Raw genomic sequence first — 13,783 nt, forward strand, 5'->3', positions numbered from 1 at the left:
TACACGGTGCATCGGAACAACGGTGTTCCTTGTGCTCGGGATTTTCGCCGCGCTTCCCCTGAACGCAGCGGAGCCGGTTCGCGCGGTAACACTGGATACGTTCGATACCTTCGACGCACGGCAGGGTATTGCGGTTGATACGCAGTATTTTTATGCGGTGAATAATTTCCGCATCAGCAAGCATCGCAAGGAGGATGGTACTCCGGTATTGCAGTGGGATGGGGTCAGTGAAGAGGGCCCATTGGTACATATGGATAGCGGCACGGTGTGGCAGGGCAGACTCTACGCATCGCATTCCAACTATCCCCATTGGCCCATGACCAGTTCTGTAGAGGTCTGGGATACGGAAACCATGGAGCATGTGGCCAGCCATAGTTTTGGTATTGAGCTCGGATCATTTACCTGGCTGGACCGCTATCAAGGATTCTGGTGGGGTGCCTTCGGCAATTACGACAAGGTACAGAAAGGCCAACAGGAGTCTTACGGGGCAACCGAGAAGACCCAGGTGGTCAAAATGGATGATCAATTCCGTGTGCTGGCGCGCTGGACATTACCCAGGGGCGTACTGGAACGCATTGCGCCAATGAGCAATTCTGGTGGTAGCTGGGGGCCTGATGGCTACCTCTACCTTACGGGTCATGACCACCCAGAGATTTATGTGATGCAAATTCCTGAACAGGGTTCAGAGTTGCGCTGGGTCGCGACGGTAATGGCACCGGAGATCCACGGACAGGGCATTGCCTGGGATCGCAGCAGCGCACAGCGCGTACTCTGGGGGATTCGCAAGCGGGACCGAAAAGTCTTCCGGATGGAAGTGCCGGAAGTCACCGCGCGGCGAGTATCGCCGGTAATGAGCCGGATTCGCGCTGCGGGACAATTCAACCGGGATTAACGGTGGCGGTGTAGATGGAATCGGGGCGGGTTGTTCGACGCGTATTTTGTCGAAACGGCGTCAATTAGGTCTACATTAGGGGGTAGCGTCACAAAAAGACCACAAAAAATCCCTAGTCGATGGCACAAACCGGAGAATAACGCCGATGAACGACTTGATTCGACTGTCTGCACTGGAGTTGCTCAAGGGCTACCAAGACAAGCAATTTTCTCCGGTGGAAGCCACGCAGGCCATGTTGGCGCAGATAGCCCGATGCAACCCGGTGGTGTATGCCTACAACCTTGTAGACGAGGAAACCACCCTCGCTTATGCGCGTGAATCCGAACAACGCTATCAGCAGGGCAATCCCAAGGGCCTGCTGGACGGTGTCCCCGTTGCCATTAAGGATGTCTTCCTTACTCCCCAGTGGCCCACCATCAAGGGCTCCAAAACCATCGATCCAAAATCCACTCTGGGGAAGGAAGCGCCGAGTGTTGCAGCGCTGAACCGCAACGGCGCGGTGCCTCTGGGTAAAACCACTACGCCTGAGTTCGGTTGGAAAGGAGTCACTGATAACCCGGTAGACGGTGTGACCCGCAACCCCTGGAACCCGGATAAAACTGCCGGCGGTTCCAGTGGTGGCAGTGCGGCGGCTGTGCCGTTGGGCATGGGGCCCCTGGCACTGGGTACTGACGCTGGTGGCTCCATTCGTATCCCTGCGGGCTTTAGTGGACTGGTTGGCCTGAAGCCGAGCTTTGGTGAGGTTCCGCACTGGCCGGCGAGCCCCTTTGGTACCCTCGCCCACGCTGGGCCCATGACCTGGACGGTCCCAGACTGCGCCTTGCTGATGAACGTTCTGGCCGAAGCGGATTGCCGGGACACCAATGCGATTCCGCGCCGGAATATCGATTACCTCGCGGCACTCGAAGGGGAGCCCCAGGACCTGCTGCGTGGTGTGCATATCGCGTTTAGTGCGACCCTCGGTTATGTGCAAGTGGAACGTGAAATAGAGGAAAGTGTGCGCGTAGCGGCCAAGCTTCTGCAATCCCTTGGTGCTGAAGTGACTGAGGTGGCCCCGGGTTTTGACGATCCTCTAGCCGCATTTGGCCACCTGTTTTACGGTGGCGCTGCCAATGCCCTGCGTAATATCGGTAAAAAGCAGCGCACGCTGATGGACCCGCAGCTGGTGGCAGTTTCCGAGAAGGCCGCGCAACTTTCCATGTTGGACTATCTGGAAGCGGTTAATGAGCGCGCGGCGCTGTGCGAGCGGATGGCCAATTTCCACAAAAAATATGACTTACTGCTGACTCCGACACTGCCGATCACTGCGTTTACCGCCGGACGCGAAGTGCCGGAAGACTGGCCCAGCACTCGCTGGCCTTCGTGGACACCATTTACCTACCCCTTCAATATGACCGGGCAACCGGCGATCTCTGTCCCCTGTGGATTCGACAGCGCCGGGCTGCCTATCGGTTTGCAGCTTGTGGGGGCGCGTTTTGATGATCGCGCGGTATTGCGTGCGGCCCAGGCCTATCAACTTGCCGCACCACTGACCGACAAGCGCCCCAGGCTCTTTTTTGAAAGCTCGGATGAGAGTGCCATTGCGGGAGTAGATCCATGAGTCGAGTGGATTTTGATTTTTACGAGTCGGAAGATCCGGTCTGGAATCCCGCACTGCTGACCATCCCTGTGCCGGGGATTCGCAAGATGGTTAACATGGCCGCTTCGATGGAGGATGTCATTCATCTGTCCATCGGCCAGCCCGATGCGCCGACGCCGCCCCATGTGGTACAGGCGACCGTGGATGCGCTGAATGCCGGCCAGACCGGTTACACCATGGATGCGGGATTGCCTGAATTACTGGATGCACTGGCGGAATATTACGGAGAGCGGTCCGGGCGTGAGATCAGCCCGGAGAATATTCTGATCACTACCGGTGCCACTGAAGCGGTGTACCTGGCGCTTACTGCGGTGTCTGCACCCGGGCGTGAATTTATCGTGCCCGATCCCTCATTCATGTTGTACGCGCCTTTGATTCGGATGAATGGCGGGGAAGTGAAATATATTCCCACTCGCGCGGAGAATAATCACCAACTGGATCCGCAGGAGGTGATCGACGCAATTGATACCAACACGCACGCGATTATTCTCAACTCCCCTAGTAATCCCACCGGTACCGTATACCCGCGCGAAACGGTGGAAATGATTGTGCAGGAGGCCGCGTACCGCGGAATATACGTAATCAGCGATGAGGTGTACGACCATCTGATCTACGACGATCGGGATTATGCCAGCGTCTTGTCCTGCTGCTCGGATCTGGACCATGTGATGGTAATGAGTAGCTTTTCCAAAACCTTCAGCATGGCGGGCATGCGCGTGGGCTGGCTGATCGCAAGCCAGGGGGCGATTCGCAAGCTACGCCGCTATCACATGTTTACCACAACGGTAGCGAATACACCCTGCCAATGGGGTGGTGTTGCCGCGCTCAAGGGCGATCGCAGTTTTGTATCGGACGTGGTGGATACTTACAGAAAACGCCGTAACCGCCTGGTTGAACTGGTGGACCGCACGCCCTTTCTGGAAGGGTATGTGCCGGAAGGTGCGTTTTATATGTTTCCCGCGCTGCCTGAAGGTGTGAATGGTAATAATGTGGCGCTGCGATTACTGCGGGAAACCGGTGTGTGCACCATTGCCGGCGATACCTTCGGGGAGAGCAGCCGCAATGCACTGCGCTTCAGTTATGCCACTTCCATCGAAAATATCGAGCGGGCATTTGAACGGATTATTCCGTGGATGGAGAAGCAGGATTTTGGCTGATCCGACGAACCTGACCTGCACGTTTAGTGGAAGTTACGCACATGCTGTATCTCTTTCCAGGTGATGCACTCGATTTTTTTACCAATCAGGTGAATTACGGAGTAGGGTGACCCGCGGGTGGTTCGGCTTATCTGCAATTTCCCCTCTATCACCATGATCTTGCCGCTGATGATTTCCGAGCGGTACCTTTCCTGAACCTGCTTCCACAACACCACATTGATCACCCCGGTTTCGTCTTCCAGAGTCAGAAATATGACGCCGGCAGCACTTCCGGGTCTTTGCCGGCAGGTGGTGAGGCCGAGAACTTTTACCGGCTGTCCATCACTGAAACCATTCAGGTCCCGCGCCCTGGGCAGTTTGCGAAAGCGTATCTGTTTGCGCAGCAGGGCAATGGGATGTTCACCGAGACTCAAGCCGGTACTTCGGTAGTCGGAGTAGGTGTTGTCCTGCTGGTTGACCTCCGGCTGATGGGGGGCTTGTGCTGCGTTGTCGAGCTGATGGCTCAAGGCATTCCAGGTATTTTGATAACGGTCCGCGCTGAGGCTGTAGAAGCTGTTTGCGTGCGCCAGCAGTGCGCGCTGTTCAGCGGAAATATCAACCCGCTGGGTAAAGTCTGCCAGGCTGTCGAAGGTTTTCTGGGAACTCTCAGCCAGAATGACCTCTGCGGTATCCGCGGTGACGCCTTTTATCAGTCTTAATCCCAGGCGAATTTCTGCTGCCTGGGGAGTTGCCTCAGGCGTTGCCATAGCGCTTTCATTACGCTGTAACTCCAATCGGTGATCCCAGCGACTGTATTGCACGTCAACCGGGAGCACGGTCACGTTGTGGCGCTGTGCGTCATAGACCAGTTGTGCAGGTGCATAGAATCCCATCGGCTGGCTGTTCAGCAATCCGCAGTAAAATGCCGCCGGGTGATGGTGTTTGATCCAGGCCGAAAAATACGCGAGCAGGCCAAAGCTTGCGGAGTGGGATTCGGGGAAACCGTAGGAGCCAAACCCTTTCATCTGCTCGAACAGCTGTTCTGCCAGGTTGCGCTGGTAACCATTTTTGAGCATCCCATTGATCAGTTTTTCCCGAAACTGAATCAGATTGCCGTTTTTGCCCCAGCTGGCCATGGCGCGCCTGAGGGCATCGGCCTCACCGCCGCTAAAGCCCGCAGCTACCATGGAGAGCTTGATTACCTGCTCCTGAAAAATAGGGACGCCCAGAGTGCGCTCCAGTACCGGGCGTAAGTTTTCGTGCGGGTAGGTGACCGGTTCGAGTTTCTGTTTGCGGCGCAGATAAGGGTGCACCATACCGCCCTGAATCGGCCCGGGGCGCACGATGGCAATTTCTATCACCAGTTCATAAAAGGTTCTTGGCTGCAGGCGCGGCAGCATGCTCATCTGTGCGCGGGACTCGATCTGAAAGACACCGACGGTGTCAGCCCTGCAGATCATGTTGTACACGTCGGGGTCGTCCGCGGGGATTTCCCGGAGGCCTATCCTGCGTCCGTAGAGCGCGATATAGGTGAGAGACTTGCGCAATGCGGTGAGCATTCCGAGTGCCAGGATATCCACCTTCATCAATTTCAGGTCTTCGATATCCTCCTTGTCCCACTGCACAATGGTGCGGTTTTCCATGGCCGCATTTTCGATAGGCACCAGTTGGCTGAGGCGTTGTTCGGTAATGACAAACCCTCCCACATGCTGTGAAAGGTGTCGGGGAAAGCCGTAGATCTGCTGCAGCAGTACTGGCAGCATTTTTCCGACATTGCTGTTGGGGGGGATACCTGCCTTCTGCATTTGTTGTGGAAAATCGTCCAGCGTATCCCACCAGGCACGCCCGGCCTGAACCCTCTCGATGGTGGCAGCCCCCAGGCCCAGAGCCTTTCCTATATCCCGCAAGGCGCTTTTGAACCGGTAGGTTATTTTGGTTGCGGCCAGTCCGGCCCGCTCGCGGCCGTATTTCCGGTAGATGTACTGGATGATTTCTTCGCGCCGTTCGTGCTCGAAATCCACATCGATATCCGGTGGCTCATTGCGCTCGCGGGAAATAAAGCGTTCAAACAGCAGGCCGATTTTATGCGGGTCGATTTCGGTAATGAACAGGCAGTAGCACACCACGGAGTTGGCGGCTGAGCCGCGGCCCTGATAGAGAATATGCTGGCTGCGGGCAAACTGTACGATGTCGTAAATGGTAAGAAAGTAGTGCTCGTATTTCAGCTCGGCAATCAGCGCCAGCTCGTATTCGATCTGCGCACGAATATGCTGTTCTGCGCCGTTTGGCCAGCGCAGGTCGGTGCCGGTTTTCACCAGCTCACGCAGGTAGTTGCTGGCGCTTTTGCCGGGCGCGAGTGCTTCGGAAGGGTACTGGTATTGCAGTTCCTTCAGGCTGAAGGTACAGCGGTTGGTGATGTTGAGCGTGTTGTCTATTGCGCTGCGGGGGTAAAGCGCAGCGATTTCAGGCAGCGTGCGCAAATAACGCTCTGCATTCTGTTCAAGCCTGTAACCCAGCTGATCCAGTGTACAGTTGTGGTAATTCGCATTCAGTACATCCTGCAATGGTTTGCGGCTACGGCTGTGCATCAGTACCGCATTGGTGGCCACCACCGGAAGCTGCTGAGCCTCGGCAAAGGCCAGTAAATTCCGCAGTTGCAGGTTTTCACCGGGTAGCAGGCGGAGGTTCAGAGCAATGTAGAGCCGCTCAGCAAAATGTTGTTTCAGCTCTGCGGGCAGTTTCAACGGTGTGCTGCCCGGTAGCCACAGGCACAGTGCGTGTTGGCAGAGCCGGAATATGTCTTGAAGGAATACCTGGTACTGGCCTTTTTCCGTGCGCCGCCGGGCGATGGAAATCAATTCACAAATTTCGCTATAGGCGTTTTTGTCTGGGGCCAGTAAAACCAGTTCCTGCTTGTCTTCCTTCAAGCGAAAGAAACTGCCACAGATCAGCTGCAACGGACTACCTTGGGCGCTGAGCGTTTCCAATTCCGCATGTGCCCGCACCACACCTGCCATGGAGCATTCATCGGTAATAGCGAGTGCGCGGTAGCCGAGCTGGTGGGCTGTCGCGATCAACTCCTGCGGGTGCGAGGCCCCCTGCAGAAATGAAAAATTACTCTGACAGAAAAGTTCTGCGTACTGCATGCTGGTTGTGTGGGGGTTGGGTAAAGCTGAGTTCAGGAGTAAACGCCATGCAGAAACCAGGTTTCCGATGTGAGGTCCTGGTACACCCAGTAGAGGCTGCCCTGGCCGCCGCGGGCGATGTAGTAATCGCGGGCGTGGCGGTGGTGTTGCCACCAGTAACCGTCGATGCGCTCCGGGCCCTGCAACAGCTGTAGTTCGCCGTCGTAAAACAGCTTGTGGTCGCGCTGTTGTAGTGGGGTTGGCCTCGGTAGCAGCCAGTTGGGGCGGGTGGCGTTAACCGGGGTGAGCTGGTGCTTGCGGGCCTTGCTCTGCAGGGTCAGGCTATCGGCATTTTGCCAGGCCTGTTCCGGCAGGTAGCTTTCTGTAAGGGTGACGCCAGAGAGCGCCTGATGTCCCAGCCGGGCTTTGAGTTTGTCGATCAGCTGATAGCTCTCATGTTGCTTGTTGCCCTCATCAAAAAAATCTTCCCGCAGGTTATGACTTTCAATGGGCTGTAACTGTTGGCACTTGAGGGTGAGTGCCTGCACCGGCTCTTTCAGTTCTACGCGTTCAAATTGCAGTTTTGTCAGCGCGATCAAACGCTGTGGATCCAGTAATGGACGGGAAATGTCCACGTTCACTTCCCGGTTGCCACGGCTGCCGTAATCGAGCACCCAGCACAGCCGTTGGCTATACAGTTGACGGCGCTGTAACTGTCGGCACAGCTCGCGCACCAGGCGCCCGGCGGGGAACAGCAGTTGTTCGCTGTTATCCAGTGGGCTTGGGAAAAACAGTTCGCAGTGAAATTCCGCAGGTGGCTCGTAACTGGGTACCGGGTCCGGGCGGGTGCCGTTCAGGCGGGCAAGATAGTCGATAAAGCTGCGTCCGAAGCGGGCGCCCACTTCCGACAGCGGAATCGCCAGCAACTGGCTGACGCGTTTGATGCCGCAGGCATATAACTTTGTGATGGCGTTGTGGCTGCAGTCCATTAGTTTACTGGGAGCGAAGCTGATCCACTGCCGCCACTGCTGGGGCGTGGGAGCAGTTTTGGTTTCCGCCAGCCACTGCCGGTGCTCTGGCAACTGGCTGAGCAGGTGCGCGGCGGAGGGGCTGTGGCCCAGCCCGATAGAGTGGCTGATGCGCATCTTGTGCAGCTCCTTGCCCAGCTGTTGCAGCAGGGGGCCGAGGCCGTGGTGGGCCTTGAGGCTACCGCTGATTTCCAGGTACAGGCAGGCGCAGTTACTGTCTGCCTGGTTCTGTGCACTCTCGGCGCTGCGCGGGGATACCACCGGGGTAAAACTGTAGGCCCACTGGGCCAGTTGCTGAAGCAGCTGTTCTTCCCGCTCCGGGTCCCGTTCCAGCAATTGCAGTTCTGTGCAGTAAGCGCAGGCGGTGGCGATACTGAGCCCGGGTTCTACGTTGTGGGTATTTGCCGTTCGGTTGGCTTCAATGACCAGGCTGCTCTGGACCACGGCCAGGGCCGCCTGGTCACCGGCGCGGTGGGCGCGGGTCAGCGCTTCCAGGGGCAGTTTGGGTAGTTGAATACAGAGCCAGAGCATCGTTTTTCCTCGCTGTGCCGTCTTCTCCATTCTCTCCAGAGTCAGTGGAGTGGTTGATCCCGGCGTACCAGGTTCGGGTTGCGCGCCAAGTGCAGGCGCTGGCCAGATTTGCCACTCAGTTGCTTTAACAGGTGCAGTGCCAGCTGCTCGCCATCGCTCTGCAGCTGTAAGCGCAGCGCTGCCGGGGATGGGGCTTGCGCGCAGGAGCCGGGGCGGAAGTGGAAGTGCAGGCAGTCGCCATCGCGGGCGGCCAGTTGCAGGCGGCGCAGCTCCTTGTCGGCCGGAGTCTCCTTGCCCTGCCACTGGATCAGCGCGCCACAGGCTCCGGACTGCAGGGACTGCTCCGCAGCCCACAGCTGATCCCGTTGGCCCCGGGGGTGCAGAATCAGTAGTTTCTCCAGTTGCACACCGGCCTGTGCCAATGCCGGGGCGTAGGGAATGTGCGGTGGGTTGACCAGAATCACCATGCGTCCCTGGCGGGTCAGTTCTGCCAGTGTGGGGATGATCAATGACATCTCGCCGATACCGGCCTTATCGATCAACAACTCCGTGGTGGCCGCGCGGGGCCAGCCGTGACTGGTCAGCAGAGCATCCAGCCCGCGGTAACCGGTACTGACCCCGGTGCGGGGGCGACGCTGGCCACTGGCCAGTTGCCAGATATCTGGCCGTGTCAGCAATTGCTGCAGCGGTTGCGACTGTATTGGCCCAGGCTGTGCGGGCTCGCTGCTGGCTTGTTTACCTAACTGCTTGTTTTGTAAAAAGTTTTCAGCGCTGTTCACGATTGTCTTGCTCCGCACGGGTGGTCTGGCAGGGTTTTGCTGTATGCGTATACAGTGTCTACTGGTAATTTATACAGTAGTCATCCAGTACCGGCAAGCCCGTACCAAATTCATTGACACTTTTTTGAGCAGGTCAAACCCGCTATGATTCGGCCTCTTTAAATGAGCGCCAGAATTGAGCAGACAAGGGGGCAGGGTGAGCATCAAATCCGATAAGTGGATTCGCCGTATGGCAGAGAATGAGGGCATGATCGAGCCCTTCGAGCCGGGGCAGGTTCGTCACGGTGTATCCGGTGACCGGTTGATCTCCTACGGCACCTCCAGCTACGGCTACGATGTGCGTTGCGCCAATGAGTTCAAGATCTTCACCAATGTGCACTCCGCTACCGTAGATCCCAAGGCGTTCGATGAAGACAGCTTTGTGGATGTGACTGGCGACTACTGTGTGATTCCGCCCAACTCGTTTGCCCTCGCGCGCACGGTTGAATACTTTCGTATCCCGCGCTCGGTACTGACCATCTGCCTGGGCAAATCCACCTACGCCCGCTGCGGTATCATCGTGAATGTGACCCCGCTGGAGCCGGAGTGGGAAGGCCATGTGACCCTGGAATTCTCCAATACCACCAACCTGCCGGCAAAGATCTACGCGAATGAAGGCATCGCACAGATGTTGTTCTTTGAGTCCGATGAAATCTGCGATGTGTCTTACAAGGACCGCGGCGGTAAGTATCAGGGCCAGCGCGGCGTGACCTTGCCGAAGACCTGATAACCTACCTGACAGTTACCTATGACCGACTTTCCCACCCAGGCCGATGTGTTGATCATCGGCGCCGGCGCCGCCGGCCTGATGTGCGCGGCGGTGGCGGGAAAGCGTGGCCGCAGCGCGCTGGTGCTGGACCACGCCAACAAGGTTGGCAAGAAAATTCTGATGTCCGGCGGCGGCCGCTGCAATTTCACCAATCTGTACACGGCGCCGGACAACTTCTACAGCGAAAACCCGCATTTCTGTAAATCCGCCCTGGCCCGCTACACGCAGTGGGACTTTATCGCCCTCGTAGAGAAGCACGGAATTCCTTACCACGAGAAAACTCTCGGGCAGCTGTTCTGTGATAACAAGTCCCGGGATATTGTCGACCTGCTGCTTGCGGAGTGCCGCACCGCGAAAGCCCAAATCCGCACTCGCTGCGATATCCAGCGCATAGAGCCTCTGCAACCTAAGGGTTTTGAGGTGCACACCTCACTCGGCAAGGTGGTCTGTGAATCTCTGGTGATTGCCACCGGTGGCCTGTCGATTCCCACCATGGGTGCGACAGGGTTTGGTTATGACATTGCCCGCCAGTTCGGCCACAACCTTATTCCCACCCGTGCGGCGCTGGTGCCATTTACACTCAACAAGCGCGCACTGAAACGGCAGGCCGAACTACCCGGCACTTCTCTGGCGGTGACGGCGGATTGCGGTGAGGGCAGTTTTCACGAGCAGATGCTGTTTACCCACAAGGGGTTGAGTGGGCCAGCGGTGTTGCAGATCTCCAGTCACTGGCGGGAAGGGGACGCAGTTGCGTTTGATCTCACCCCGGGGTTGGATCTTGGCGAGTGGCTGACCGAGCAGAAAGTTCATAAACCCGAAAGCCACCTGCGCACGGTACTGGCTGAGCTCTGGAGCAAAAAGTTGGTGCAGTTTTTCCTGCAGCTAAACGGGCTGGAGAGCAAACCGCTGAAGCAGTACCACGAAAGTGCGCTGCGGGAACTGGGAAGCAAATTGCAGACCTGGACATTAACCCCGGAAGGCACTGAAGGTTATCGCACCGCGGAGGTCACTCTGGGTGGGGTGGATACGAACGAGATATCGTCGCGCAGTATGGAAAGCCAGAAGCAGCCCGGCCTGTATTTTATCGGTGAGGTGCTTGATGTGACCGGCTGGCTCGGTGGGTTTAATTTTCAGTGGGCCTGGGCTTCCGCGCACGCGGCCGGCACAGAAGTGTGAGGGAAGAGTATGGGTGATGTACTGCCATTCAAGAAGAAAACGGCGTGGGAAAAGCACAAAGGGAAAAGCCTGTGTCGCGATGGCTTCCACAAGTGGGTAGTGGTCACCGAGCGCAAGTTTGATGTCAAGCAGGGGAAGTTGGTTACCGAGTACCGCTGCCAACGCTGTGGAAAAACCAAAACCAAGCTGCTCTGACTTGCAGTTCTCTCGAGTCTTCTCTCCTTAATCCTTCGCCTGTAATCGGTACAGGAAACCCCGGGCATGCAGTATCTCATGCCCGGCGCCACAGATCAGAGCATTAGCAATCCTGGTCTTCTGCACCGGCTTTTTCTTTCACATCTTCACAGGCATCTTCGACCGCATTGCCCATTTCTGTGACAGTGTCGTCAACTTTTTCGCCTGCTTCTTCGGCACCGGACTGCTTTTCACAAGCGGCCATACCCAGTGCGAATAGTACTGTAAACGCGACAATACTCAGTTTTTTCAAAATATCCATATGGTGACTCCCAGTTCTCAATGATATTGAACGTTTCATGTTGCGGCCATTCGATGGCGACTGTCAAATCGCATGGTCGACTTTTTCTGCGACTATAAAACAGGATATTTGTTTCATTTTTAGAAAAATTTTTTGTTATTTGAGATTTGTCGCCAAATACTCTTTTTATTCGACCAGCTTTCCCGGTGCATCGCTGTTGAAGAGCGTTGACCGAACGGGTTGTTGAATGAAAAAAACCGGCATAAGCCGGTTTTTTTTGTAGATCTTGAGGCTGGGGTATCAATGGGAGTGGCGCGGTGTCTTGGCGATGATGTTGTGGTAGTCCGTCATGGAATCGAATACCGCACCACTGTCGAGATTAGATACTTCCCGTCGGTACAGCGCTTGCCACCATGTCTGGCTCTCTACAGGCGTGAACTGCATTTCCTGTTTGCGCTTCCGCCACTCTTCATCGGTGACGAGCGCATTCACTGTGCGATTGTTCAGGTCGATGCAAATGCGGTCACCGGTACACAGCCAGGCCAGGCCGCCGCCGTCGGCTGCTTCAGGGGAGGCATTGAGAATGGATGGGGAGCCGGATGTACCGCTCTGGCGTCCATCCCCTATTGTCGGCAATGACTGTACTCCTCGGGCCAACAGTGCGGCGGGTGGCTGCATGTTGGTGACTTCTGCAGAGCCTGGATAGCCTTTGGGCCCAGCACCACGCATGACCAGAATGGATTCTTCATCAATACCCAGCGCCGGGTTGTCGATTTCCGCATGATAGTGTTCAGGGCCATCGAAAACCACGGCGCGTCCAATCATCACATTGGGTGTTTGGGCGTTGCTGAGGTAGCGTTTGCGGAACGGTTCTGTAATGGCAGAAATTTTCATAACCGCGGAATCGAACAGGTTGCCCGACAGTACCATCAGACCGGCTTCTGCGGTAACGGGGGCTTCGATCGGGCGGATAACTTCCGGGCGGAAAATTTTTACATTGCGACAATTCTCACCGGTACTGCTACCACTGACGGTCTGTGCATCTGTGCGCAGAAAACCGCCCTGGATAAGTTGCCCCATAAGTGCTGGTAGGCCGCCGGCACGATGAAATTCTTCCGCCAGATATTCACCCACCGGCTGGCAGTTGGCCAGTTGTGGCACCTTCTGACCGCAGCGCTGCCAGTCATCGAGGGTGATGCTGACACCAGCGTGTGCGGCGATGGCGTTGATATGAATGGGCGCATTGGTGGAGCCTCCAATGGCCGAACACACGGCGATGGCATTCTCGAAGGCCTCGCGAGTGAGCACCTTTTCCGGTGTCAGGTCTTCCCAGACTATTTCTACTGCGCGCCGGCCGGTGCGGTAGGCCATCTGCGCGCGCTCGCGATAGGGCGCGGGAATTGAGGCACCGCCGGGCAGCATCATACCCAGCGCTTCCGCGAGGCAGTTCATGGTCAGCGCGGTGCCCATGGTATTGCAGTGACCGGCGGACGGGGCTGAGCTTGCAGCCAGTTGCATGAATTCTTCGGTGTCGATTTCGCCACTGGCCAGCTGCTTGCGTGCTTCCCAGATCACGCTGCCAGAACCCACACAACGGCCGAGGTAGTCGCCGTTCAGCATGGGGCCACCGGACAGGGCAATGGCCGGCAGGTTGACACTGGCGGCACCCATCAGCAGCGCCGGTGTGGTTTTATCACAGCCCGTGGTGAGCACGACCCCATCCAACGGATAACCGTGCAGTACCTCGATCAATGACAGGCACTGCAGGTTGCGGTCCAGCGCCGCGGTGGGCCGGCGACCGGTTTCCTGAATCGGGTGGACGGGGAATTCCAGCGGAATGCCGCCTCCGTCGCGGATACCCTGTTTGACCCGTTCCGCCAGTTGCATATGGATGCGGTTGCACGGCACCAGATCGGAGCCGGTCTGTGCGATGCCGATGATGGGACGATCGGACTGCAGTTCTTCCAGGGTCAGGCCGTAATTGAGGTAGCGCTCCAGGTAGAGCGCGGTCATTCCGGGTTCTCGGGGATCATTGAACCAGAGGCGGCTGCGGAGTTGGTGTGGCTTTTTACCCATAATGGCTTTGCTCGCTGAGTCCAGAAGGTGCGTTTAGCATAAGACGTTTCATACAGGTCTTATTGCTCCCTGCCCGTATCGGTATGAGATGGTGGCGCTGTGAGGTGCGAAGCTAACG

At 56.9% G+C, this 13,783-nt stretch carries 11 protein-coding genes; 6 read left to right on the forward strand and 5 right to left on the reverse strand.

Annotated features, from left to right (window positions below):
* Nucleotides 1-22 precede the first annotated feature (22 nt).
* From Q1A74_RS16750 to Q1A74_RS16760, 3 genes are all read left to right on the forward strand, one after another.
* Complete coding sequence (locus Q1A74_RS16750) at nt 23-892, forward strand: hypothetical protein (RefSeq protein WP_299598990.1); 870 nt, start codon at nt 23-25, stop codon at nt 890-892.
* Nucleotides 893-1,037: 145 nt separating this feature from the next.
* Entirely contained in the window at nt 1,038-2,492 is a 1,455-nt protein-coding gene (locus tag Q1A74_RS16755; RefSeq protein ID WP_299598993.1) for an amidase, read from the forward strand.
* A complete protein-coding gene (locus Q1A74_RS16760) occupies nt 2,489-3,688 on the forward strand; it encodes a pyridoxal phosphate-dependent aminotransferase (protein ID WP_299598996.1) in 1,200 nt (399 codons plus the stop codon). Before Q1A74_RS16755 ends, Q1A74_RS16760 begins: the two co-directional genes overlap by 4 nt.
* A 23-nt stretch (nt 3,689-3,711) precedes the next feature.
* Here Q1A74_RS16760 and Q1A74_RS16765 read toward each other — a convergent pair whose 3' ends face one another.
* The 3 genes from Q1A74_RS16765 to imuA are packed head-to-tail and all read right to left on the reverse strand — an operon-like array spanning nt 3,712 to nt 9,130.
* Entirely contained in the window at nt 3,712-6,813 is a 3,102-nt protein-coding gene (locus Q1A74_RS16765; RefSeq protein WP_299598999.1) for an error-prone DNA polymerase, read from the reverse strand.
* Between the two features lie 32 nt (nt 6,814-6,845).
* On the reverse strand, nt 6,846-8,351 hold the full coding sequence (locus Q1A74_RS16770) for a DNA polymerase Y family protein (protein ID WP_299599002.1): 1,506 nt from the start codon (nt 8,349-8,351) through the stop codon (nt 6,846-6,848).
* Between the two features lie 41 nt (nt 8,352-8,392).
* The gene (imuA, locus tag Q1A74_RS16775; RefSeq protein WP_299599006.1) at nt 8,393-9,130 is read right to left on the reverse strand and encodes a translesion DNA synthesis-associated protein ImuA; all 738 of its coding nucleotides are present in this window, start codon (nt 9,128-9,130) and stop codon (nt 8,393-8,395) included.
* A 196-nt stretch (nt 9,131-9,326) separates the two neighbouring features.
* On the opposite strand from imuA, the gene dcd reads away from it, so the two are divergent.
* The 3 genes from dcd to Q1A74_RS16790 are packed head-to-tail and all read left to right on the forward strand — an operon-like array spanning nt 9,327 to nt 11,309.
* A complete protein-coding gene (gene dcd, locus Q1A74_RS16780) occupies nt 9,327-9,896 on the forward strand; it encodes a dCTP deaminase (protein WP_299599009.1) in 570 nt (189 codons plus the stop codon).
* A gap of 21 nt (nt 9,897-9,917) precedes the next feature.
* A complete protein-coding gene (locus Q1A74_RS16785) occupies nt 9,918-11,114 on the forward strand; it encodes an NAD(P)/FAD-dependent oxidoreductase (protein ID WP_299599012.1) in 1,197 nt (398 codons plus the stop codon).
* 9 nt (nt 11,115-11,123) lie between these two features.
* A complete protein-coding gene (locus Q1A74_RS16790; protein WP_299599015.1) occupies nt 11,124-11,309 on the forward strand; it encodes a hypothetical protein in 186 nt (61 codons plus the stop codon).
* A gap of 103 nt (nt 11,310-11,412) precedes the next feature.
* Here Q1A74_RS16790 and Q1A74_RS16795 read toward each other — a convergent pair whose 3' ends face one another.
* Nucleotides 11,413-11,610: a hypothetical protein gene (locus Q1A74_RS16795; protein WP_299599018.1), complete on the reverse strand. Its 198-nt coding sequence runs from the start codon at nt 11,608-11,610 to the stop codon at nt 11,413-11,415.
* A gap of 279 nt (nt 11,611-11,889) precedes the next feature.
* Nucleotides 11,890-13,665: an IlvD/Edd family dehydratase gene (locus Q1A74_RS16800; protein WP_299599020.1), complete on the reverse strand. Its 1,776-nt coding sequence runs from the start codon at nt 13,663-13,665 to the stop codon at nt 11,890-11,892.
* Between the last annotated feature and the right edge of the window lie 118 nt (nt 13,666-13,783).

This window comes from uncultured Microbulbifer sp. (assembly GCF_947504145.1).
In the GTDB taxonomy this organism is placed as follows: Bacteria; Pseudomonadota; Gammaproteobacteria; order Pseudomonadales; family Cellvibrionaceae; genus Microbulbifer.

Coding starts and splice junctions, on each gene's coding strand:
- Q1A74_RS16755 (WP_299598993.1), top strand. CDS start 1,038: ATGAACGACTTGATTCGACTGTCTGCACTGGAGTTGCTCAAGGGCTAC.
- Q1A74_RS16760 (WP_299598996.1), top strand. CDS start 2,489: ATGAGTCGAGTGGATTTTGATTTTTACGAGTCGGAAGATCCGGTCTGG.
- Q1A74_RS16790 (WP_299599015.1), top strand. CDS start 11,124: ATGGGTGATGTACTGCCATTCAAGAAGAAAACGGCGTGGGAAAAGCAC.
- Q1A74_RS16795 (WP_299599018.1), bottom strand. CDS start 11,610: ATGGATATTTTGAAAAAACTGAGTATTGTCGCGTTTACAGTACTATTC.
- Q1A74_RS16770 (WP_299599002.1), bottom strand. CDS start 8,351: ATGCTCTGGCTCTGTATTCAACTACCCAAACTGCCCCTGGAAGCGCTG.
- Q1A74_RS16765 (WP_299598999.1), bottom strand. CDS start 6,813: ATGCAGTACGCAGAACTTTTCTGTCAGAGTAATTTTTCATTTCTGCAG.
- Q1A74_RS16785 (WP_299599012.1), top strand. CDS start 9,918: ATGACCGACTTTCCCACCCAGGCCGATGTGTTGATCATCGGCGCCGGC.
- Q1A74_RS16800 (WP_299599020.1), bottom strand. CDS start 13,665: ATGGGTAAAAAGCCACACCAACTCCGCAGCCGCCTCTGGTTCAATGAT.